We start from the raw sequence: 21,117 nt of genomic DNA on the forward strand, positions 1-21,117 counted from the left end.
GGGAGTCGTGACGTCGACGTCGTTGACCGTCCCCACTGCCGTGCTCGACAGGGCGCGGCGGGTCGCGAACGCCTTCGAAACCTTCACCGGCGTCGCTGTTGACGCCGCCGAATTGATCGGCGGACGCGCGGCGCTGATGGGCCTTGCACCGGACGGGCGCGTGTCGGCGGGTGGTGCGTCGCAGCTGCTGCCCAGCCGTGACGGCTGGTGTGCCCTAACGCTGTCCAGGACCGACGATGTCGCCGCCGTTCCCGCGCTGCTCGCCGCCGACAGGGTCGAGGATCCTTGGCCCGCCATCCAGAGTTGGGTTGCGCAGAACGACAGTGCCGATGTGACGGAGCGTGCGCGGCTGCTCGGCCTGCCGGTCGCCGCGCTCGCCGAAACCCCCGCCGAGCCGCCAAGGGTCTATCCGTTCGGGGCGGGCACGATGACGCGGAGCCCGACGGACCTGTTGGTCGCCGACCTGTCCTCGATGTGGGCCGGACCGCTGTGCGGACGACTGCTTTCGCTGGCGGGCGCGACCGTAGTGAAGGTCGAGAGCGCCGCGCGGCCCGATGGCGCACGCCGTGGACCGCAACCCTTCTTCGACTGGATGAACGCGGGAAAGCTCTCCTACAGCGTCGATTTCGATGAACCCGACGACCTGCGCGCGCTGCTCGCCGCCGCCGATGTGGTGATCGAGTCATCCCGGCCCGCGGCCTTGGTGCGTCGGGGGCTGGCGCCGACGGACGTGGCGCCGCGCGACGGCCGGGTCTGGTTACGGGTCACCGGTCACGGCACCGACGGCGACCGCGCGAACTGGGTCGCCTTCGGCGACGACGCCGCCGTGTCGGGCGGACTCGTCTGCGGTGAACCCGACGAGCCGGAGTTCTGTGGCGACGCAATAGCCGATCCGCTGACCGGGCTGGAGGCCGCGCTGGCCGTTGCGCAGTCGCTGCGCAGCGGGGGAGGGGAGCTGATCGAGATGTCGATGGCCGCCGTCGCCGCCACATACGCCGAACTGCCGGGCGACGAGCAATCGACGTGTGGCGCAGCACCGCCACCGTCGGCGGCCGCGTCGCTGCTCGGTGCGGACAACGAGGAAGTCCGGCAGCTGGTGGCCCAGCGGCGGTTGGCGTCTTGCTGATCCAGCGCGCGACACTGCTCGACGGCGCCGTCGTCGACATCCGTGTGGCAGAACAGATCACGGCAGTCGAACCGACCCTCGCCCCGCTCCGCGGCGAGCAGATCTACGATGCCGCCGGCCGAACCGTCATTCCGGGGCTGCACGATCATCACGTCCATTTACGTTCGGCCGCAGCGGCGTTGCGATCGGTGCGCGTCGGTCCCGCCGAGGTGCGAAACCGGGTCGAACTGCGCCACGTGCTCGCGGGCGCGAACGTCGGGCCCGACGGCTGGATCAGAGCCGTCGGCTACCACGAGGCGGTCGCCGGTCCACTCGACCGCACGGTGCTCGACGAGGTATCGCCGCCGGTACCGGTTCGCGTACAGCATCGCAGCGGTGTGCTGTGGACACTGAACTCGGCGGGGCTGGCCCACGTCGGTTTGGCCGACCACCCCGACGGACGGCTACGTAGCGCCGACCGTTCGTGGTCGGACACATTGCAGCGCAACGAATGCGGTTTGACCGACGTGAGCGACCGGCTCAGCGGTTTGGGCGTCACCGGCGTCACAGACGCCACGCCGGATGCCGAGATAGACGACATCGTCCGGCTCTTGGAAGCCCATCGCCACGGCGAGCTCCGTCAGCGCGTGCATTTTCTCGCTCCCGGTAAGCGAATCCTGCACGACACCGACCTCGACCTCGACGGCCTCACCGCATGGATCGTCGAACGCCACAGCGACGGGGCACCGGTGGCCGTGCACTGTGTCACCGCCGCTCAACTCGTCGTCACGCTGTCGGCGCTGCAGGCCGCCGGTACGCATCCCGCGGACCGCATCGAGCACGCTGCCGTCGTTCCCGACGACAGCCTCGCCGCCCTGGCCGCGAGCGGGGTGACCGTGGTGACCCAGCCGAACTTCGTCGCCGACCGCGGCGATCAGTACCTCGAGGACGTGCCGGCCGCCGAACATCATGAACTGTGGCGCGTGCACTCACTCCTGCGCGCTGGAATGCCGGTGGCGCTTTCGACCGATATGCCCTTCGGCGAGGGCGACCCATGGGCGACGATGCGCGCCGCGGTGCATCGCACGACCGGCAGCGGGACGGTACTCGGCGCAGACGAACGCATCACCGCACGCGAAGCGCTCGCCATGCTCTGCGGTACGGGGCAGAATCCGGTGCGGTGCCGTGCCGTGACCCCGGGGGAGCCGGGCGATCTGGCGGTATTGGAGCCTTCACCCGACGATGTGCTCGACGCGCTGGCGTCCGACATGGTCTCCGCCACCGTGATCGCGGGCGAAGTAGTGTTCGAGCGAAGCTGATCAGGCTGCGGCGGGGGTGAGATTTCGCTGCAGCATCGCGCATTGGCTGTCGAAGAACTGCTGCGAGACAAAGGCTTTTGGTGCAATGCCATCGAACCCGTGGAAGGCGCCCTCGACGACCTCGACGTCGCAGGGCACTCCCGCGGCCTTGAGCCGCTCGGCATATTCGAGATCCTCGTCGTGGAACAGGTCGAGTGTTCCGACGCCGATCCACGCGGGTGGGAGGCCGGCGAGATTCTCCCGGCGGCCCGGCACTGCGACCGCCGGATCGGCGTCGCCGAGATAAGCCGACCAACCGAACTTGTTGCTCGACCTGTTCCACAGCCGAATTCCGGGCTTCTCGATGTCGTGCCGGTGGACCGTGCGGTCGTCGAGCATCGGATAAACCAGCAGTTGGGCCGCCAGCGCCACGTCGCCTCGGTCGAACGCCACCTGCGCCAGTGACGCCGCCAGCCCGCCGCCCGCGCTGGCGCCGCCGATCGCGATCCGGTCGGGATCAACCGACGGCAGACGCGCCAACCAGGTCAGCGCCGAATAGCAGTCGTCGAGCCCTGCCGGATACGGGTGCTCGGGGGCGAGTCGGTAGTCGACCGAGGCGACCGTGATACCGAGACGCTGCGCGAGTCGCCGGCACAGTAGGTCATCCTGACCGGGGTGGCCGATGACGTAACCTCCACCGTGAATCCACAACAGCGCCGGGGTCTTTCCCGTCGCCCCCGGCGGACGGTACAACCACACGCCGGCACCGGACGGCAGGGTCAAGGCGTCGACATCGCGCGGCACCCTTCGCCACATCCGCCGCGTGACCATCCGGACCAACGGCAGCGTCACGGGTGTGACCACTTGTCTGGGAGCGAGGCGCGCGGCGCGGCGCAATTCTGGATGAAAGGGGTGGGGCATCCATCAAGTATTACTGCTCAGTCCTGGCCGTGGCCGACAACCGTTGTTTATACAAGCCAGTCTGTATAAACTCAAGGGCGCCCGTGTCGAGGAGAGGAGGCGTCATGCACGTCATGGTGGACCGTGACCGGTGCGAAGGGAACGCACTGTGCGTGAAGTACGCACCGGAGGTGTTCGAGCTCGACGATGACGACTACGCCGTCGTGACCGTTGACCCGGTTCCGGCGGAACTGGAGGCGCATGCGGAGAAGGCGATCGCGGAGTGCCCCCGCGCGGCACTGTCCCGGGTCGACTGAGTCATGACAACGGTGACGAGTGGCCGGCGCGATGACGTCTTGACCGCGCTGCGCACCGCCGGCAGGCCCATGACCATCAATGAGTTGGCCGAACAGCTGTCGGTGCATCCCAACACCGTGCGCTTTCATCTGGAAGCGCTGGCCAAGCGCGGCCGAGTGGAAACGGTCAAAACCAGCAGCACGAAACCGGGCAGGCCACCCTTGACGTTCCGGGCATCGGCGGGCATGGACCCCGAGGGCCCCCGTGACTACCGCACTCTGGCAGGCGTTCTCGCCGACGCCCTCGCACGCCAGCGCGACCCACAGAGGCGGGCGGTGGCCGCGGGCCGGGCATGGGCACAGGCTGAAGTCGACGCCGAGGTCATCCGCGACCGGGGGCAGGCCGTCGACCGCCTGACCGACTTACTCGCCGTGATGAACTTCGCCCCCGAAAAGCGTTCCGCCGGAACCGAGATCGGACTGCGCAACTGCCCGTTCCTGGAGTTGGCGCAGGAAAGGCGGGACATCATCTGCCCCGTGCACCTCGGTCTCATGCAGGGCGCGCTCTCGAGCTGGGGCGCTTCGATCACCGTCGATGCGTTGACCCCGTTCGCAGAACCCGGGCTCTGCATCGCACATCTGACGCCGGGGAGGCGGGTTCGATGACTGTCGCACAGGCGATTTCAATCGCGGTCATCTTCGTTTGGCTGGGTATGGTGCTGGCCATCTCCTTCGTCGAGGCCCCGCTGAAGTTCCGTGCTCCGGGGGTGTCCCTGCAGGTGGGCCTCGGCATCGGCCGGTTGGTCTTCCGCGCGCTCAACAGCATCGAGGTCGCATTCGCGGTGGTCCTCGTCGTGGGCTTGGCGATCGAGCGTCCGTCGTGGCTCGCCGTCATCGCGGGCGGCGTCGCCGTCGTGACATTGGCCGCACAGCTGATCGCGGTCCGGCCAGCCCTGAACCGGCGTTCGGACGTCGTGCTGGCCACACCGCCGGGACAGGCGCCTGCGGGCCGGTCGCGCGTGCACTACGTTTACGTCGCCCTCGAGCTCGTCAAGGTGATCGGGCTGATCGTCGGCGGAATCGCCCTGCTGGTCTGACTATTTCAGAAGCGGGTCGCGCGGTAGCCCGAGGATGCGCTCGGCGATCGTGTTGCGGGTGATCTCCGACGTTCCACCCGCGATCGTCATCGCCCGGTTGCCGAGATACGCCAGCGTCAGCGTTGGAGTCTGCCCGACCACGGCCGCCGAGCCGGCGAGCTCCATGGCCAGTTCGGTCATCCGCTGACCCGATTCGGCCACCAGCAGCTTGGTGACGTTACCCTCCGGCCCGGGCTCCGACCCCGCGATGGCGCGGGTCACTCGCCGCAGGTTCAGCAGCCGCAGGGTGTGCGTCTCGGCGATGACCTCGCCGGCCCGACGCAGGTACGTCGCCCTGGTCTCGGCCGGTGCGTTGTCGAGCAGCTTGACGAGATCGGCCGCGGTGAAGCCGGTTGTGCCGCCGGATCCACCGCCGATCGAGATGCGCTCGTTGCCCAGCGTCGCGCGGGCCACCAGCCAGCCCTTGTTCACATCACCGACGACATCGGTGTCGGGAACGAAGACGTCGTCGAAGAACACCTCGTTGAAGTGGGCATGGCCGGTCAGCCCCCGCAGCGGATTCACCGTCACGCCAGGGGCTTTCATGTCGATGGCCATCATCGTCACACCGGCGTGCTTGGGGGCGTCGGGATCGGTGCGCACGGTGGCAAGACCCCACTGGCACTGGTGCGCAAGGCTGGTCCACACCTTCTGGCCGGTCACCTTCCAGCCGCCGTCGACCTTCTTGGCCGACGTGCGCACCGCTGCCGCGTCCGAACCCGCGCCGGGTTCGGAGAACAGCTGACACCACATCACCTCACCGCGCAGCACCGGCTCGACCCAGCGCTCGCGCTGGTCATCGGTGCCCGCCTGGGCGATGGTCAGCGTCACCCAGCCGGTGATGCCCAGGTCGGGCCGCTCGACACCGGCGAACTCCTCCTCGATGACCAACTGCTCGAGCACCTCCGCGGCACGGCCCCACGGTTTGGGCCAGTGCGGCACCAGGTAGCCGGAGTCGACCAGAAAGTCACGCTGCTGCTCGGCGGGCAGGGAGCGCAGCTTCGCGACGGCCTCGCGGGCCTGCTCGCGGAACTGCTCGGCCTCGGATGGCAGCGTGAACGAGGCGCCATGTGCCTGACCGCTGCGCTGCGCGTCCACGACGTCGAGCAGCGGATCACCGGCCTCGGACAGCAACGCCGCCAATGTGCGGGCCCGCCTCAGGTACAGGTGAGAGTCGTGTTCCCAGGTGAAACCGATGCCGCCGTGCAATTGAATGTTGGTCTGAGCGTTGAAGATCTGGGTGCGGATCGCATGAGATGCGGCCACGGCGGCAGCGAACGCCGCGCTGTCCAGATCGTCGGCGCGGGCGGCGTCCCATGTCGCAGCCGTCGTGACCTCGGCGTTGACGAGCATGTTGGCCGCATGATGCTTGACCGCCTGGAATGTTCCGATCGTGCGGCCGAATTGTTCACGTACCTTGGCGTATTCGACGGCCATCTCCATGCTCGCCCAGCTGACGCCGACGGCCTCGGCCGACGCGAGGATGCGAAACACCGTGTGCGCCTTACGACCTGCCCCGCGTAGCACCCGATCCTCGGGGACAGTCACATCGCTCAGCGCGACCGAGCCGAGGCTGCGCGAGGTGTCCATGGCTTCCAGCGGGGTGATCGTGACACCCTCGGCCGTGGAATCGACTACGACGGCGTCGTCACCGGCGATCACGACCAGAAGATTGGCATCCGGCGCCCCGAGCACCGCCGGACTCTCACCGGTGACGGTGAGGTCGGATCCGATTGTCGCGCTGCCCGACACCGCGAGTGCGCCGACCGTGCTGCCGTCAGCCAGACCCGCAATCAGTTCTGCGCGAAGCGAATCGGATGCACACCGATCGATGACCACTGCCGCGGCGACCGTAGGCAGGAATGGGCCGGGGCACAACTCGTGGCCCTGGGCCTCGAGCACCACGGCCAACTCCGCGAGCCCGAATCCGGAACCACCATGCTCCTCGGCGACGGCCAGCCCGGTCCACCCGAGGTCGGCCGCCGCGGACCAGATCTCGGCGGGATGCGACGACCCTCCCTCCAGTGTCGATCGGGCCGCGGCCCGGCTGTTCACCCGTTTGAGCTGGCCGAATGCGGCATCGGCGAGGTCGGTGTGTTCTTCGGTGATGGCAAGCGCTGACTTACTCACGTAAACGTCCTCTTCGATGTTGACGGTCGGCAAGTCACGCTAGACCATCCGTGCAGGTCACGGTATAGGTGCCGGGCATCCCGAAATGTGCTCGGTAGACACTTCGACAAGTTCTCCAACGCGTATGGGCGGCCGCGGTACAGTCGCGCAATGACGGTGCGACCGGATGCCCGGTACCCAGGCCCGACCTTCTGGACACGTTCGCGATGGTTGCTGAACGCCGGTCCTTCGGACTACATGCTGGCGACGAGCGTGGCGGCGGCTTCGCTGCCTGTCATCGGAAAGCACCTTGAGCCGTTGGGCACTGCGACCGCGGTCGGGGTGTGGGGTTTCCGCCATCTGCCCGACTTCCTGGGCGCGACGGTGAAATCGTGGCTTAGCCCGGGCGATGTCGAGCTAAGGCAGGTCGAACGCGACAGCACCAACGCCGTCACCGAGGCCGCGCTGCGCGGTGTGGTCAACGCCAAGGAGCTCGCGATCGAGTGGCCCGAGCCGGAGTCGATGCCGCCGCTGTGGAAGTTGCGCGAGCACCGACGGAACGTCTACCGCACCTCCGTGCGATACGGGCCCCGGCCCTCGCAGCTGCTCGACGTGTGGCGGCCCAGGGAGTTGCCAGCCGAGCCCGCCCCGGTTCTCATCTTCGTCCCCGGCGGTGCGTGGGTACACGGCAGCCGGCTTCTGCAGGGTTACGCGTTGATGTCACACCTCGCCGAGAAGGGCTGGGTGTGCCTGTCCATCGACTACCGCGTGGCGCCGCACCACCGCTGGCCCGCTCATATCCACGACGTGAAGACCGCGATCGCGTGGGCCAGGGCCAACGTCGACAAGTTCGGCGGCGATCGGGACTTCGTGGCGATCGCGGGGGCGTCGGCCGGCGGCCACCTGTCGTCACTCGCCGGGCTGACCGCCAACGACCCGGAGTTGCAGTCCGAGCTGCCGGACGGTTCGGACACGTCGGTGGACGCGGTGGTCGGCATCTATGGCCGCTACGACTGGGAAGACCGGTCGACCGTCGAGCGGGTGCGCTTCGTCGACTTCCTCGAGCGTGTGGTCGTGGGCCGCAAGCTGGCCGAGCGGCCCGACGTGTACCGCAAGGCGTCGCCGATCGCCCAGGTGCGTCCCGACGCGCCGCCCTTCCTGGTGGTGCATGGCTCCGGTGACAGCGTCATCCCGGTGGCGCAGGCCCGCGCGTTCGTGGAGCGGTTGCGCGCGGTGTCGCGGTCGGCGGTGAGCTACATAGAACTGCCCGGTGCCGGGCATGCCTTCGACATGACCGATGGCGCCCGAACCGGATCGGCCGCCACGGCAATCGGATTGTTCCTGAACCAGATTCATCGAAATCGGACGCTGGTCGGGGCCAAAGAGGTTATATAGGCACCTCCGAAGGGAGGGGGTGGCGACGTGAAGAGGCTCAGCGGCTGGGACGCGATCCTGCTGTACACCGAAACGCCGACGGTGCACATGCACACGCTGAAGTTGGCGGTGATCGACCTATCCGAACTGGGTGACCGCGTCTTCGGTATCGACGAGTTCCGTCAGGTCATCCACGGGCGTCTCTACAAACTCGATCCGTTCCGCTACGAACTCGTCGACATCCCGTTCAAGTTCCACCACCCTATGTGGCGGGAGAACTGCGAGGTCGACCTCGAGTATCACGTGCGGCCCTGGCGGGTGGACAGCCCGGGCGGGCGCCGACAACTCGACGAAGCGGTCGGCCAGATCGCCAGCACACCGCTGGACCGGCGCAGGCCGCTGTGGGAGATGTACTTCATCGAGGGGTTGGCCAACGGACGGATCGCGGTGCTCGGCAAGATCCACCATGCACTCGCCGACGGGGTTGCGTCGGCGAATCTGCTGGCCCGCGGGATGGACCTGCAGCAGGGTCCGCAAGCCGAACGCGATTCGTACGCAACCGATCCGCCGCCCGGTAGGTCGGAGTTGGTGCGGACCGCGTTCGCCGACCACATGCGCCAGATCGGTCGCCTTCCGGGCGTCATGCGCTACACCGCACAAGGCATCCAGCGGGTGCGCAAGAGCGCGAGGAAGCTCTCGCCGGAACTCACCCGGCCGTTCACGCCGCCGCCGTCGTTCATGAACCACCGTGTCGATGCGCAACGCAAGTTCGCTACCGCCACCCTGGCACTCGCAGACATCAAGGAGACGGCCAAGCACCTGGGCGTCACGATCAACGACATGGTGCTGGCAATCTCGGCGGGAGCGCTGCGTGAGTTATCCCTGAAGTACGACGGACGTGCTGACCATCCGCTGTTGGCCTCCGTCCCAGTGAGTTTCGATTTCTCCCCCGAACGGATATCGGGTAACTATTTCACCGGCGTCATGATGACCGTCCCCATCCAGCTCGACGATCCGGTGGAGCGGGTGCGGGCGGTGCACGAGGCCGCGGTCGAGGCCAAGGAGACCCACCACCTGATGGGGCCCGAACTCGTGAGCCGGTGGTCGGCGTATTTCCCGCCGCGGCCCGCCGAGCGGCTGTTCCATTGGCTGGCCGAAAAGGACGGCCAGAACAAGGTTTTGAACCTGCCGATCTCCAACGTGCCTGGGCCCCGACAACCGGGTCGGGTCGGCGGCGCGCTGGTCACCGAGATCTACTCCGTCGGCCCGCTCACCACCGGCAGCGGCTTGAACATCACGGTGTGGAGCTACGTCGACCAGCTCAACATCTCGGTGCTCTCCGACGGCGCCACGCTCGACGACCCGCACGAACTGACCGACGCGATGATCGACGCCTTCATCGAGATTCGCCGGGCCGCAGGGCTTTCCACCGACTTGACAGTGGTTGAGTCGGCTATGGCGCAGTAGGGCGGCGTCTGCGACGAGCGCTCGCTTGCGCGACGCGGGCGAGTGCATGGCTGAGCAGCGGAGCGCGCCGCCCGGCCGCGAGGAACGCACGATCAGCCTTTGATGGCGTCGCGAGGTTGTCCCAAATCGGTGATGCCGTCGCGACGTCTGCGACAGCGAATAGATGCCAATTCCCAGGTACACCCTTTAGGCTGTGCTGCCCGCGCTCGTCGAACTTGATCCCAGAGCCGAGTACCAGATCACGGACCGTGCCGGAGACAAGCACCTCACCGGATCCAGCAAGTGCACCGATTCGAGCGCCGATGTGAACTGTGAGGCCCGTGATATCGGCGCCGCGCCGCTCGCATTCCCCCGTGTGCAGTCCGGCACGAATGTGGACACCGAATTCTGCGGCATCGGCGATGATCCTCGTGGCACATCGTACGGCCCGAGTGGGCCGGTCGAATACGCACAGAAAGCCATCACCCAAGTGCTTGATCTCATGGCCGTCGTGGGCCGCTACTTGTCTGCGGACCAGCTCATCGTGCTCGAGTAAGAGTGCGCGCCAACGACTGTCGCCGAGTTCAGCCGCACGTTCGGTCGAGCCGACGATGTCGGTGAACAGCACAGTGGCAAGCAAGGTGTCGGACTCGTGCGAAGCACGCGCACCGGTGACGAACTCTTCGATCTCACCGACGATGGCATCGATGTCGCCAACGAACGGCCAGTGATCCTCACCGTCGAGTTCGACCATTCGGGCGCCGTCGATGTTCTCGACGTAGTAGTGGCCGTGCTCAATTGGCACGGAGTCCTCTCGGCGGTGGAGAACCAGCGTCGGCACGCGGATCGACGAAAGGACGGGCCGGATATCGATATTCCAGTTGGCTGCCGTATTCGCCCGCGCCATCGCCGGACTCATCGAAACTCGTTCAAGCAGACCCGCGGCCCGTCGCATTGTGGGGGTGTCCACGCTTGGTGCGAACAGTTCGACGAGCCGGCCCTCGCCCCAGTGATCGGCAAGGGTTTCGGCGTTTTTCCACCGATCGACGGATCGTGCGGAGCCGGGGGCGTCAGCGCGATCGGGCCGACAGACAAAGGCGCCGTAGATGATCAGCCTCTCGACGCGTTCCGGGTGACTTGCGGCGAAAATCGCGCCGATGGGACCGCCCTCTGATACGCCGACGATGGTCGCACGCTCCGAGCCGACGGCGTCGAGGACGGCGATCACGTCGTCCATACGCTCGTCGAGCGACGGTGCAGAGGAAACGGGATCGGACATACCGGTTCCGCGCTTGTCATAGGCGACGACGCGGGCGAAATCACTGAGACCCCGCATCAGGCGGTGGTAACCGGGGTCGATCCATAGATGTTCGATGTGCCACGCGAAGCCCGGAATGATGATGAGATCCTGTGATCCCTCGCCGATCACCTGATAGGCGATACTCAACTCGCCGCAACGAGCGTAATGCGTTTGCGCAAGCAATCGAGACCTGCTCAGACCTGCCCTTCCATGGGCCGATCGTACGCTCGGGCTACAGCGCGAGTGACGAGTTGCGCTACGCCTCTGCCGCCTTGGCTTCGGTTGTCTCATCACTCGACGCCTGGCGCTGGGCGTGAACCCACGACAGGAACCGCTCGACCGCCTGCGCGGTGTAGTGCGCGCGCGGCGACCCGTAGAAGTCGAATGCGTGCTGGGCATGCGGGATCTCGGCATACGCGACCGTTGAGGTCGACACCTCGCGCAGGGCCTCGACGAAGTCGCGGCCCTCCTGTACCGGGATGATCGAGTCGTCCTGACCGTGAAGCACGAAAAACGGTGGGGCGTCGGAACGCACACGCATGATCGACGACGCGTCGACGTACGTCTGCCTGTGTTCCGTGATGCGCTTCTTCACCACGAACTTCTGCAGAAAGGCGATGAACTCCTTGCGGCCCGAGCCTCGCGCCGAGACCCAGTCGTAACGGCCGTAGATCGGCACCGCCGCCGCCACCGAGGTGTCGACGTCCTCGAAACCCGGCTGCCACTGCGGATCGTCCGGCGTCAGCGCGGCCAGCGAGGACAGGTGTCCACCGGCCGAGCCGCCTGTGATCGCGACGAAGTCGGGGTCGCCGCCGTAGTCGGCGATGTTCTCCTTGATCCACGCCAGCGCGCGTTTCACGTCGATGATGTGCGCAGGCCAGGTGTTTCGGGGGCTGACCCGGTAGTCGATCGACACGCATACCCAGCCCCGCTCCGCCATGTAGCTGAGCAGGGGGTAAGCCTGCGGTCGGCGCATACCGATCGCCCACGCCCCGCCCGGCACCTGCAACAGCACCGGCGCCTTACCGTCGCGCGGCAGGTCGGCGCGCCGCCAGATGTCGGCGCGATTCACCCGACGGTGCGGCCCGTACTGGACGGTGTTCGCCCGCTCGACGTAGCGGCGCCGCATCAACTCGTTGGGAGGGATGCCGATGTCGACCATCCGCCGGCGTCGCGCGGGCTGGGACATCGACGCCACCCGCTCGTAGTCGTCGCCGAGCGCCTCGCGTAGCGGATCCTCGAAGAACCGCTTCGATGTGACGTTGCGGTACATGATCAGGCCGAGCAACGCCCACGCGAACGCCGTGAGCGCCAACGCGATCCGGCCCCGCGCTCCGCGGAAGTCACCCCGCAGGCCCCGCCGGATGGCGTCGAGCACCGAACCGCCCAGATACAACGGCGCCGCCTCGGTGGTCGGCCATCCGAACGCGAAGACGGGCAGCGTTATGTAACCCTCGCGGGCGAGCGGCTGCACACCGTTGGCGGCGTTGGCGAGTTCGGCCACTGCGCGCAGCAGCGGGAAACGGCGTTTACTCATCGAGGTCCGTCATAGCCCGCGGATGTGTCTCCGAAACCACTCTCAGCCCAGGATCGGCAGGCGTCGTTCGGTGGCGAGTTCATCGAGCGCGCGCTGCATCACCTGACGCACGTGTGCGTCGACCTCGTCGACGTCGGGGTCCTCGCCGAACTCGGCGACGATGTCGATCGGCGGCAGCACCTGCATGACGATCTTGGAGGGCAGCGGAATGTTGGGCGGCACCACCAGCGACAGGCCGAACGGGAAGCCAAAAGAGATCGGCATGATCTTCGCCCTGGTCATGCGCGCGATCGGGCCGAGGCGTTTGGCCAGCCAGGTGCCGCGCGACAGGAAGATCTGCGTTTCCTGGCCGCCGATGCCGACCGTCGGCACGATCGGCACGCCGGCGTTGAGCGCGGCCTTGACGTAGCCGGTGCGCCCGCCGAAGTCGATGACGTTCTCCGCGAACGTGGGCCGGTAGACGTCGTAGTCGCCGCCCGGGAAGACGATCACCAGGCCGCCGGAGCGCAGCGCGCGATCGGCGTTCTCGTGGTTGGCGCTGATGTAGCCGATCTTGCGAAAGAACTCGCCGGTCGGTCCGACCATAAGCATGTCGTGGCTGAGCGTGTAGATCGGCCGGTCGTACCCGTGGTGCTCGTAGAAGTCTGCCGCCAGGATCGGCACGTCCATGGGCAGCATGCCCCCGGAGTGATTTGACACCACCAGGGCACCGCCCGCGGGGATGTTCTCCAGGCCCCGCACCTCGGACCGGAAGTACCGCTTGAGGAATGGGCGTGTGATGGCGAAGAAGCGTTCGGTCAGCCCCGGGTCCCACTTGGTGAGCTGCGACGCCTCGGTGTCGGCGGTGGCCACCGGACCCCCTCTGATCGAAAACTGAAACGTGTTCTAGTTTAGCCGAGCGGCACTGTGCAGGACAAACGGCGGGGCGTTTGCCCCCTTGCGGGTGCGGCTACCTTATCCGCATGGACGGCCGCGACCTACTTGCGGACCGCTACGAATTGCGAGGTGTACTCGGTCGCGGCGGGATGGCCGAGGTCCGCGACGGCTGGGACACTCGACTGCATCGCCCGGTGGCGATCAAGCTGATGTATCCCGCGTTCAACGCCGACGCCGACATGCGTCGGCGATTCGAGGAAGAAGCCCGCTCCGCCGCGGCCCTGAACCACCCGAATATCGTCGCGGTGCACGACTCCGGCGAGCACAACGGCAGCCCGTTCATCGTCATGGAACGCCTGCCTGGACGGACACTTCAGGACGACATCGAGGCTGGGCCGATGCCGCCGCAGCGCGTCCGCTCGATGCTGCAAGACGTGCTCGGCGCGCTGTCCTGCGCGCATGCGGCCGGGATCGTCCATCGCGACATCAAGCCGGGAAACGTGCTCATCGCCCCCAACAGCGGCGCGATGAAGGTCGCCGACTTCGGCATCGCCAAGACCGCCGGCTCGGCACTCACCGCCACGGGCCAGATCGTCGGCACGATGGCCTACATGAGCCCGGAGCGGGTCGCCGGGGCGCCGGCGTCAGTGGCCGATGATCTCTACGCGGTCGGCGTGATGGGTTACGAGGCGCTGACGGGTCGTGGACCGTTTCCCCAGGAGAACCCCGCGGCGCTGCTGCACGCCATCCTCGACGCACCGCCGCCTCCGATCAGCGCGACCCGGCCGGACGTCGACCCCGCATTGGCCGCGACGATCGATCGGGCCATGGCCCGCGATGTGACCCAGCGTTTCGGCAGCGCCGACCACATGCTGGCCGCGCTGAGCGGCGCCCCCTCCGCGCTGCTGATGGGACCGGCACCCGCAGCGTCACGACGACCCGCGACAAGGGTCCTCGCCGAACCCCTTGCACCGTCCGCCAACTACTTCGTCGCTCCGGCGCCGCGGCGTCGCCCGATGAGCCGCGAGCGCAAGCTGCTGCTGGCGGCGGCGGGGTTCGTCGCGGTCGTCGTCGCCGGCCTCGCGCTGGCGCTCGACTCGTCGTCGAGCACACCACCGCCGCAGCAGGTCAGCACGAGTACGCCGGCACAACCGCCGCCACCCCCGCCGACCACTGTCGCACCGCCACCGCCGAGCGCGGCACCGATCGTCGAGCAGCCCAATCCGCCGAAACCGCCCAAGCCGCCCAAGAAGGGCAACGGCCACGGGAACGGGAAGAAAGGCCCCTGAGTGCGGCGGGGTCCGGCGGCATCGCTGCGGCCCGCATGAAGCCGTCGGCGGGCCGTTACGATCAGCCGCGTGAGTGACAACACTGAACCAGTCGTACTGGTCGAACAGCGCGACCGCATCCTGATCATCACCATCAACCGGCCGCAGGCCAAAAACGCGGTGAACGCCGACGTCAGCCGAGGCCTTGCCGACGCGATGGACCGCCTCGACGGTGACGCCGGCCTGTCGGTGGGCATCCTGACCGGGGCCGGCGGCTCGTTCAGCGCGGGCATGGACCTCAAGGCGTTCGCGCGCGGCGAGAACGTGGCCATCAAGGGCCGCGGCCTGGGCTTCACCGAACGCCCACCCGCCAAGCCGCTCATCGCCGCCGTGGAGGGTTACTGCCTCGCGGGCGGGTGCGAGCTGGCGCTGGCCACCGACCTGATCGTCGCCTCGAAGGAATCCGCGTTCGGCATCCCCGAGGTCAAGCGCGGACTGGTCGCCGGTGGCGGCGGGCTGTTGCGGTTGCCGCAGCGAATCCCGTACGGGCTCGCGATGGAGCTCGCCCTGACCGGCGAGAGCCTGACCGCTGCGCGCGCCCACGACCTCGGGATGGTCAACGTCCTCGCCGAACCGGGACAGGCGCTGGAGGCCGCGATCGCGTTCGCCGAGAAGATCACCGCCAACGGTCCGCTCGCCGTCGCGGCGACCAAGCGGATCATCGTCGAATCCCGGGACTGGAACTCCCAGGAGATGTGGAAGAAGCAGTTCGAGATCTTCAGTCCCGTCTTCATGTCCAACGACGCCAAAGAAGGCGCGATCGCGTTCGCCGAGAAGCGGGCGCCGAAGTGGACGGGAACCTAAGGGGTTTCCCCAGAGGGTTTTGTCGCCGCCGCCCTGGGCAACCGTAAGGCGTGGAAACGTTGTCCCGAGCGCGGCGCGCGCAGAAGCGCATCTTCAAGGTGCAGCGGCGATTGTGGTTGTTGCAGGTTGCGGTGTGGCCGACATTGGCACTCGCAGGCATCGGCGCGGTCGCCGCGGTGGTCGTCCGGTACCGCGGGCGCGCCGACGGGCCGGGGACAGCGGTCCCGTCGCCGACGGACGGCCTACCTCACCTCTAAGGAGACAGCGCATGGCGCAGAGCGACGACCTGCCGATCACCGACTACGACCAGCTGCCGCTCACCGAGCTGCGTCACCGCATCCGTGCGCTCGACGAACCTCAACTGCGCGCAGTGTTCGACCACGAGACCGCGCACGGCAACCGGATCCCGGTGCTCGAGGTGCTCCATGCGCGACTCAAGGAATTGACGCATGGCGCGGAGCCGTCGTCCGGTGACCCGACCAACGCACCCGAGGTCAGTGGCGCGGCGGGCGGATCGCCCGTGCAGGAGTCGACGGCCGCGCAGGCCAACACCCCGCTGCGACACGGTGTCGCGAACCAGACGCCTGCGCGCGGCAAGCCGTAAGCCGCACCGCGAATCGTTGACCTCAACGGCCATTCAGGTCGCAAGATGTGAGGCATGACGACGGATGTGCGGGCCGATCTGGATGTAACGGCCTATCTGAACCGGATCGGATACACCGGTTCGAACGAACCGACGCTGTCCACACTTCGCGGGCTGGTGGCCGCGCACAACCGGTCGATCCCGTTCGAGAACCTCGACCCCTTGTTGGGCATCCCGGTCGTCGATCTCAGCGCAGGGGCCCTCGCCCGCAAGCTCGTTCGTCGTCGCCGCGGCGGATACTGCTATGAGCACAACGGTCTGATGGGTTACGTGCTCGAGGCACTTGGCTACGACGTCGCGCGCCTTGCCGGCCGGGTCGTGTGGATGAACCAGTCGGATGCCCTGCCCGCGCAGACCCATCAGGTGCTGTCGGTGCGCATCCCGGGCGAAGACGGACCGTGGCTGGTCGACGTCGGGTTCGGCGGCCAGACGCTGTCGTCGCCGATCCGGCTCGAAAGCGGTCCCGTGCAGACGACCCGCCACGAGCCCTACCGACTGCGCGAGCACGACGACGGCTATCTGCTGGAGGCCGAGATCCGCGGGGAGTGGCAGCCGCTGTACATGTTCGACTCCCGACCGCGCCCGCAGATCGACCTTCAGGTCGGAAGTTGGTATGTCTCAACATTTCCCGAGTCGGGTTTCGTGACCGGGCTGACGGTTGCGCTGGTCACCGACGACGCTCGGTGGAATCTGCGCGGTCGCAATCTGGCCATCCACAGCGGCGGAGGCACCGAACGGATCCGCTTCGAGAGCGCCGCCGCGGTCCTCACCGAACTCACCGACCGGTTCGGCATCGATCTGGCCGACCTCGGCGACCACCGCGACATCGAGGCCCGTGTCAACGAGGTTTTGGACAGCTGAATACATTGGGGTGAGGCCCACCGCGGCGTCGAAGCACCGGGGCAAACCCGCAAAATGGATGAGGAGCAACTGATTTGGCGACGGTCTACTACACGGCATCCAGCCTCGACGGGTACATCGTCGATGAGAACAACAGTTTGGACTGGCTGACGACTCGCGACATCGACCAGGGCGGCCCCTTCGGCTACGACGGTTTCATCGCGACGATCGGTGCCGTGGTGATGGGTTCGGCGACCTACGAATGGATCGTGCGCAACCACCCGGGCGAGTGGATGTACGTGCAGCCGTCCTGGGTGATGACGCGTCGCCCGCACATCATCGAGCAAGGGCACGACGTGCAGACGTTCGCCGGCGACGTCGTCGATCTGCACCCGACGATGGTGTCCGCCGCGGCGGGCAAGGACGTGTGGGTGGTCGGGGGAGGCGACGTCGCACGACAATTCGTGTCGGCGGGGTTGATCGACGAGATGATCGTCAGCTACGCCCCGTGCTCGCTGGGCGCGGGTTCGCCGGTGCTGCCGGTCCGTTCGGAATGGACGCTGGTCGAATCGGCGGTCAACGGGGACTTCGTATGCGCCCGCTGGCGCTCGGCCTAGTTGCGGTCGGGCACGCCGTTGCGGCGGATGAAATCCCGTGACCTGATGAGGAATTCGACCTGTTGAGCCACATCACGCAGCGGGTCGACGGAGCGCGTCGAGCGGCATAGCACCACGGCGCCCTCCAGCGCCGCGATGCAGGTGATGGCGAGGGAGGCGGCGTCGGACTCGTCGAAACCGTCGGAGACGAATGCCCGCGTCAGCGCGTCACGCCAATGGCCGAAGATGCTGCCTGCCACGGTCGTCAGTTGGGGCTCGTCGTCGGCCGACCCGATTGCCGCGGCGACCACGGGACAACCCGCGGCGAATCCGCTTTCGACGAGCAGTTCTTCCCAGAACGCCACGAAGCTGCGGACCAGGTGCATGCCGCCCTTGGCGGCCGCCTCGTCGATCTCCTTGGTGATCGCCTCACCCGCGAACCGGAGCGCTTCGCGCAGGATCTGATTGCGGCCGTCGGGAAAGTGGTAGTAGACCGACCCGCGCGGCGCGCCGCTGCGGGTCAGCACCTCGTCGATCGTGACACCTGCCGCACCGCGCTCCCGCATGACCTCGGCCGCGGCGATCAGCATCTTGGTGCGAGTCGATCCGCGCTTGGTTGCGGTCTTGGTGGCGGCGGAAGACAGATCAACCTCCAATGGAGTGGTCAGGCTGCGGGCGTGCGAGGCACTTGCGCCGGACGCCAGTTGAGTGGGCTGAAGCGAAAGACCGGCCGACGCCGGTCGTGCACCCGATGGGTGAACCGGTATCCGGCGATGTTGACTTCAATGACCCACATGGGGTGCCTCCCTGGTTATGACGAAGAGCATAAAACGCACAACACAGGGAAGCAACGAATGTATTCCACATCACAGTGTTATTACCGATCGGCGCAGGTGGAAGCACGTGACTCCGGGAGTTCGAAAGCCTGGGGTAATCGGCGGAGTATGGTATGCAGCATAATATGCGCGACCGGCACGCACCTGACCTGAACTGCAGATCGCGGGTCGGTCGGACGGCTACGCTACGGCTCGACGCGAGAATGAAAGGCGCTCGTCATGGGCCATTACAGAAGCAACGTGCGGGATCTCGAGTTCAACCTGTTCGAGGTGCTGTGCCTGGACAAGGCCCTGGCGACCGGTGAGTTCGGTGACCTCGACGGCGATTCGGTGCGGCAGATGCTCGAGGAGGCGGCTCGGCAGGCCGAGGGTCCGCTCGCAGAGTCGTTCGCCGAATCCGATCGCCACCCGCCCACCTTCGATCCGGCCACTCATGAGGTGACCCTGCCCGAGCCGTTCAAGAAGTCGTTCCGGGCCTGGCATCAGGGTGAGTGGTTCCGCGTCGGAAAGTCAGAGGAGATCGGTGGTGTCCCCGCCCCCGCGATCGTCGAGTGCGCTATCAGCGAGTTCGTCTTGGGTGCCCAGCCGGCCGCCTTCATCTACCAGGTCGGTTCGACTATGGCGGACATCCTCTACGCGATCGGCAACGAACAACAGCGACAGTTGGCCGCGTTGATGGTGGAGCACAATTGGTGCGCGACGATGGTGCTGACCGAACCCGACGCCGGTTCGGACGTCGGCGCCGGGCGCACCAAGGCGGTGCAGCAGCCCGACGGCACATGGCATCTCGACGGGGTGAAGCGGTTCATCTCCAACGGCGATACCGGCGATCTGTTCGAGAACATCGTCCATCTGGTGCTCGCCCGGCCTGAGGGGGCAGGACCGGGGACCAAAGGACTGAGCCTTTTTGTCGTCCCGAAGTACCACTTCGACCTCGAAACCGGCGAGCTCGGCGAACGCAACGGCGTCTTCGTGACCAATCTCGAGCACAAGATGGGGCTCAGGGTGTCGGCGACGTGTGAGCTGACCTTCGGTCAACACGGTGTGCCCGCCGTCGGATGGCTGGTGAACGACTCACATGACGGTATCGCCCAGATGTTCAAGGTCATCGAGTACGCGCGAATGATGGTGGGCACAAAGGCGATTGCCACGTTGTCGACCGGCTATCTCAATGCGCTTGACTACGCCAAGACGCGGGTGCAGGGCGCGGACATGACGCAGATGACCGACAAGACCGCGCCGCGGGTGACGATCCTTCACCATCCGGATGTGCGTCGCGCGCTGCTGACGCAGAAGTCCTACGCCGAAGGGTTGCGGGCGCTCTACCTTTACACCGCCGCGCACCAGGACCCCGCCGTGGCGCAGCTTGTGTCCGGCGCCGACGCCGAGATGGCCGGCCGCGTCAACGATTTACTACTGCCAATCGTCAAAGGCGTGGGTTCGGAGCGGGCCTACCAGTGCCTGACCGAATCGCTGCAGACGTTCGGTGGTTCGGGCTTCCTGCAGGACTATCCGATCGAGCAGTACATCCGCGACGCCAAGATCGACTCGCTCTACGAGGGCACCACCGCGATTCAGGCGCAGGACTTCTTCTTCCGCAAGATCGCCCGCGACCAAGGCGCAGCGCTGGGGCATCTGGCCGGCCATATCCAAGGATTCGTCGGCAGTGAGACCGCGCGTCCGGAACTCGCGGATGCTCGGGCCCTGCTGGCCACCGCGTTGCAGGATGTGCAGTCCATGGTCGCGTCGTTGACCGGGTATCTGGTGTCGGCACAGGAGTATCCGCGCGAGCTCTACCGCATCGGGCTGGGGTCGGTCCCGTTCCTGCTTGCCGTCGGCGATTTGGTCATCGGCTGGTTGTTGTTGCACCAGGCCGAGATTGCGCTCGCGGCACTCGACGGCGACGTCTCCGACAGCGACTGCGCGTTCTACACAGGCAAAATCGCGGCGGCGAATTTCTTCGCCAAGCACATGCTGCCGCTGTTGACCGCTCAGCGCGGCATCATCGAGACCGTGGGCCTCGAAGTCATGGACGTCCCCGAAGCCGCTTTCTAGTCCTCGGGGGTGTAGCCGAACGGCAGCAGCACGCTCTTGTGCTCGACGTAGGCCTCGATGCCCTCGGGGCCGTTCTCGCGGCCGATGCCGGAGTTCTTGTACCCGCCGAACGGGGCGCCGGGATCGAACGCGTACATGTTGACCGCGTAGGTACCGGTCCGGATCTGCGACGCGACCTCGAGCGCCTTCTTGTTGTCGGTGGTCCACACCGAACCGGCCAGGCCGTAGACCGAGTCGTTGGCGATGCGGATCGCGTCCTCTTCGTCCTCGTAGGGGATGACCGCCAGCACGGGTCCGAAGATCTCCTCTTGGGCGATCGTCATCGAGTTGTCGACATCGGCGAACACGGTCGGCTGCACGAACCAGCCGTTGTCCAATCCCTCGGGTCGGCCGCCGCCGGTGACGATCCGCGCACCCTCCTCGACGCCCTTCTTGATGTAGGACTCGACGCGGTCGCGCTACGAGGAGGTCGTGGAGAAGGTCGCCAACTTCGTCGGCGCGATGCCCGTCGGCCTGCCGGACGACCCGAACGCCGCGATCGGCCCGCTGATCTCGGAGAAGCAGCGCGACCGCGTCGAGTCCTACATCAAGAAGGGCGTCGAGGAGGGTGCGCGGAACGTCACCGGCGGCGACCACCT

General features: G+C 66.9%; 22 protein-coding genes and 1 pseudogene. 15 read left to right on the forward strand and 8 right to left on the reverse strand.

The window, feature by feature from the left end:
• Positions 1-7 precede the first annotated feature (7 nt).
• A complete protein-coding gene (locus A5650_RS25950; RefSeq protein ID WP_231992812.1) occupies positions 8-1,126 on the forward strand; it encodes a CoA transferase in 1,119 nt (372 codons plus the stop codon).
• Positions 1,120-2,424, forward strand: a complete 1,305-nt coding sequence (locus A5650_RS25955) for an amidohydrolase family protein (RefSeq protein WP_067299055.1) — start codon at positions 1,120-1,122, stop codon at positions 2,422-2,424. Before A5650_RS25950 ends, A5650_RS25955 begins: the two co-directional genes overlap by 7 nt.
• On the opposite strand, the gene A5650_RS25960 is transcribed toward A5650_RS25955, so the two are convergent.
• Complete coding sequence (locus A5650_RS25960) at positions 2,425-3,324, reverse strand: alpha/beta hydrolase (protein ID WP_067299057.1); 900 nt, start codon at positions 3,322-3,324, stop codon at positions 2,425-2,427.
• A gap of 104 nt (positions 3,325-3,428) precedes the next feature.
• On the opposite strand from A5650_RS25960, the gene A5650_RS25965 reads away from it, so the two are divergent.
• The 3 genes from A5650_RS25965 to A5650_RS25975 are packed head-to-tail and all read left to right on the forward strand — an operon-like array spanning position 3,429 to position 4,696.
• A complete protein-coding gene (locus A5650_RS25965) occupies positions 3,429-3,620 on the forward strand; it encodes a ferredoxin (RefSeq protein WP_067299060.1) in 192 nt (63 codons plus the stop codon).
• A gap of 3 nt (positions 3,621-3,623) precedes the next feature.
• Positions 3,624-4,265, forward strand: a complete 642-nt coding sequence (locus A5650_RS25970; protein ID WP_067299063.1) for a helix-turn-helix transcriptional regulator — start codon at positions 3,624-3,626, stop codon at positions 4,263-4,265.
• Positions 4,262-4,696: a hypothetical protein gene (locus tag A5650_RS25975; protein ID WP_067299065.1), complete on the forward strand. Its 435-nt coding sequence runs from the start codon at positions 4,262-4,264 to the stop codon at positions 4,694-4,696. The genes A5650_RS25970 and A5650_RS25975 overlap by 4 nt, the downstream gene beginning before the upstream one ends.
• On the opposite strand, the gene A5650_RS25980 is transcribed toward A5650_RS25975, so the two are convergent.
• Complete coding sequence (locus tag A5650_RS25980; protein ID WP_067299097.1) at positions 4,697-6,865, reverse strand: acyl-CoA dehydrogenase family protein; 2,169 nt, start codon at positions 6,863-6,865, stop codon at positions 4,697-4,699.
• Positions 6,866-7,015: 150 nt separating this feature from the next.
• On the opposite strand from A5650_RS25980, the gene A5650_RS25985 reads away from it, so the two are divergent.
• Together A5650_RS25985 and A5650_RS25990 are read left to right on the forward strand one after the other, a co-directional pair.
• Positions 7,016-8,239, forward strand: coding sequence for an alpha/beta hydrolase (locus A5650_RS25985; protein WP_067299068.1), 1,224 nt, complete (start codon positions 7,016-7,018; stop codon positions 8,237-8,239).
• 27 nt (positions 8,240-8,266) lie between these two features.
• Positions 8,267-9,685 (forward strand): WS/DGAT/MGAT family O-acyltransferase, encoded by a 1,419-nt coding sequence (locus A5650_RS25990; RefSeq protein ID WP_067299070.1) that lies wholly within the window; start codon positions 8,267-8,269, stop codon positions 9,683-9,685.
• On the opposite strand, the gene A5650_RS25995 is transcribed toward A5650_RS25990, so the two are convergent.
• From A5650_RS25995 to A5650_RS26005, 3 genes are all read right to left on the reverse strand, one after another.
• Positions 9,672-11,111: an adenylate/guanylate cyclase domain-containing protein gene (locus A5650_RS25995; RefSeq protein WP_197501992.1), complete on the reverse strand. Its 1,440-nt coding sequence runs from the start codon at positions 11,109-11,111 to the stop codon at positions 9,672-9,674. The two genes, A5650_RS25990 and A5650_RS25995, sit on opposite strands and share 14 nt — an antisense overlap.
• Before the next feature lie 109 nt (positions 11,112-11,220).
• Positions 11,221-12,501 carry an alpha/beta hydrolase gene (locus A5650_RS26000; RefSeq protein ID WP_067299074.1) on the reverse strand — a complete coding sequence of 427 codons (1,281 nt, stop codon included), beginning with the start codon at positions 12,499-12,501 and terminating at the stop codon, positions 11,221-11,223.
• Positions 12,502-12,543: 42 nt separating this feature from the next.
• A complete protein-coding gene (locus A5650_RS26005) occupies positions 12,544-13,353 on the reverse strand; it encodes a lysophospholipid acyltransferase family protein (protein ID WP_067299076.1) in 810 nt (269 codons plus the stop codon).
• A gap of 110 nt (positions 13,354-13,463) precedes the next feature.
• Here A5650_RS26005 and A5650_RS26010 point away from each other — a divergent pair, with 110 nt between their 5' ends.
• The 6 genes from A5650_RS26010 (at position 13,464) to A5650_RS26035 (ending at position 17,609) form a co-directional block, all read left to right on the forward strand.
• The gene (locus A5650_RS26010; RefSeq protein ID WP_067299078.1) at positions 13,464-14,666 is read left to right on the forward strand and encodes a serine/threonine-protein kinase; all 1,203 of its coding nucleotides are present in this window, start codon (positions 13,464-13,466) and stop codon (positions 14,664-14,666) included.
• Between the two features lie 60 nt (positions 14,667-14,726).
• Complete coding sequence (locus A5650_RS26015) at positions 14,727-15,509, forward strand: crotonase/enoyl-CoA hydratase family protein (RefSeq protein WP_067299080.1); 783 nt, start codon at positions 14,727-14,729, stop codon at positions 15,507-15,509.
• A gap of 50 nt (positions 15,510-15,559) precedes the next feature.
• Positions 15,560-15,766, forward strand: a complete 207-nt coding sequence (locus A5650_RS26020; protein WP_067299082.1) for a hypothetical protein — start codon at positions 15,560-15,562, stop codon at positions 15,764-15,766.
• 11 nt (positions 15,767-15,777) lie between these two features.
• Positions 15,778-16,113: a DUF8129 domain-containing protein gene (locus A5650_RS26025; RefSeq protein ID WP_067299084.1), complete on the forward strand. Its 336-nt coding sequence runs from the start codon at positions 15,778-15,780 to the stop codon at positions 16,111-16,113.
• A 54-nt stretch (positions 16,114-16,167) separates the two neighbouring features.
• Positions 16,168-17,013 carry an arylamine N-acetyltransferase family protein gene (locus tag A5650_RS26030; protein WP_067299086.1) on the forward strand — a complete coding sequence of 282 codons (846 nt, stop codon included), beginning with the start codon at positions 16,168-16,170 and terminating at the stop codon, positions 17,011-17,013.
• A gap of 74 nt (positions 17,014-17,087) precedes the next feature.
• Positions 17,088-17,609: a dihydrofolate reductase family protein gene (locus tag A5650_RS26035; protein ID WP_067299088.1), complete on the forward strand. Its 522-nt coding sequence runs from the start codon at positions 17,088-17,090 to the stop codon at positions 17,607-17,609.
• Here the strand turns inward: A5650_RS26035 and A5650_RS26040 are convergent.
• On the reverse strand, positions 17,606-18,178 hold the full coding sequence (locus A5650_RS26040; protein ID WP_067299099.1) for a TetR/AcrR family transcriptional regulator: 573 nt from the start codon (positions 18,176-18,178) through the stop codon (positions 17,606-17,608). The genes A5650_RS26035 and A5650_RS26040 overlap by 4 nt on opposite strands.
• A gap of 74 nt (positions 18,179-18,252) precedes the next feature.
• A complete protein-coding gene (locus A5650_RS27575) occupies positions 18,253-18,384 on the reverse strand; it encodes a hypothetical protein (RefSeq protein WP_286150407.1) in 132 nt (43 codons plus the stop codon).
• Positions 18,385-18,643: 259 nt separating this feature from the next.
• Between A5650_RS27575 and A5650_RS26045 the strand changes: the two genes are divergently transcribed.
• The gene (locus tag A5650_RS26045; RefSeq protein WP_067299090.1) at positions 18,644-20,479 is read left to right on the forward strand and encodes an acyl-CoA dehydrogenase; all 1,836 of its coding nucleotides are present in this window, start codon (positions 18,644-18,646) and stop codon (positions 20,477-20,479) included.
• Here the strand turns inward: A5650_RS26045 and A5650_RS26050 are convergent.
• A pseudogene (locus A5650_RS26050) lies at positions 20,476-20,937 on the reverse strand (aldehyde dehydrogenase family protein); the annotation flags it as partial. The gene A5650_RS26045 and the pseudogene A5650_RS26050 sit on opposite strands and share 4 nt — an antisense overlap.
• A 43-nt stretch (positions 20,938-20,980) precedes the next feature.
• On the opposite strand from A5650_RS26050, the gene A5650_RS26620 reads away from it, so the two are divergent.
• On the forward strand, positions 20,981-21,117 hold a 137-nt coding region (locus tag A5650_RS26620), incomplete at its 3' end, for an aldehyde dehydrogenase family protein (protein ID WP_502687110.1).

The organism is Mycobacterium sp. 1164985.4 (assembly GCF_001668575.1).
Classification (GTDB): domain Bacteria; phylum Actinomycetota; class Actinomycetes; order Mycobacteriales; family Mycobacteriaceae; genus Mycobacterium.

What these genes read in the sequence shown, in the direction of transcription:
- A5650_RS25960 (WP_067299057.1), bottom strand. Translation starts at nt 3,324, where the DNA reads ATGCCCCACCCCTTTCATCCAGAATTGCGCCGCGCCGCGCGCCTCGCT.
- A5650_RS25965 (WP_067299060.1), top strand. Translation starts at nt 3,429, where the DNA reads ATGCACGTCATGGTGGACCGTGACCGGTGCGAAGGGAACGCACTGTGC.
- A5650_RS25970 (WP_067299063.1), top strand. Translation starts at nt 3,624, where the DNA reads ATGACAACGGTGACGAGTGGCCGGCGCGATGACGTCTTGACCGCGCTG.
- A5650_RS25975 (WP_067299065.1), top strand. Translation starts at nt 4,262, where the DNA reads ATGACTGTCGCACAGGCGATTTCAATCGCGGTCATCTTCGTTTGGCTG.
- A5650_RS25985 (WP_067299068.1), top strand. Translation starts at nt 7,016, where the DNA reads ATGACGGTGCGACCGGATGCCCGGTACCCAGGCCCGACCTTCTGGACA.
- A5650_RS26000 (WP_067299074.1), bottom strand. Translation starts at nt 12,501, where the DNA reads ATGAGTAAACGCCGTTTCCCGCTGCTGCGCGCAGTGGCCGAACTCGCC.
- A5650_RS26010 (WP_067299078.1), top strand. Translation starts at nt 13,464, where the DNA reads ATGGACGGCCGCGACCTACTTGCGGACCGCTACGAATTGCGAGGTGTA.
- A5650_RS26025 (WP_067299084.1), top strand. Translation starts at nt 15,778, where the DNA reads ATGGCGCAGAGCGACGACCTGCCGATCACCGACTACGACCAGCTGCCG.
- A5650_RS26030 (WP_067299086.1), top strand. Translation starts at nt 16,168, where the DNA reads ATGACGACGGATGTGCGGGCCGATCTGGATGTAACGGCCTATCTGAAC.
- A5650_RS26040 (WP_067299099.1), bottom strand. Translation starts at nt 18,178, where the DNA reads ATGCTGATCGCCGCGGCCGAGGTCATGCGGGAGCGCGGTGCGGCAGGT.
- A5650_RS27575 (WP_286150407.1), bottom strand. Translation starts at nt 18,384, where the DNA reads ATGTGGGTCATTGAAGTCAACATCGCCGGATACCGGTTCACCCATCGG.
- A5650_RS26045 (WP_067299090.1), top strand. Translation starts at nt 18,644, where the DNA reads ATGGGCCATTACAGAAGCAACGTGCGGGATCTCGAGTTCAACCTGTTC.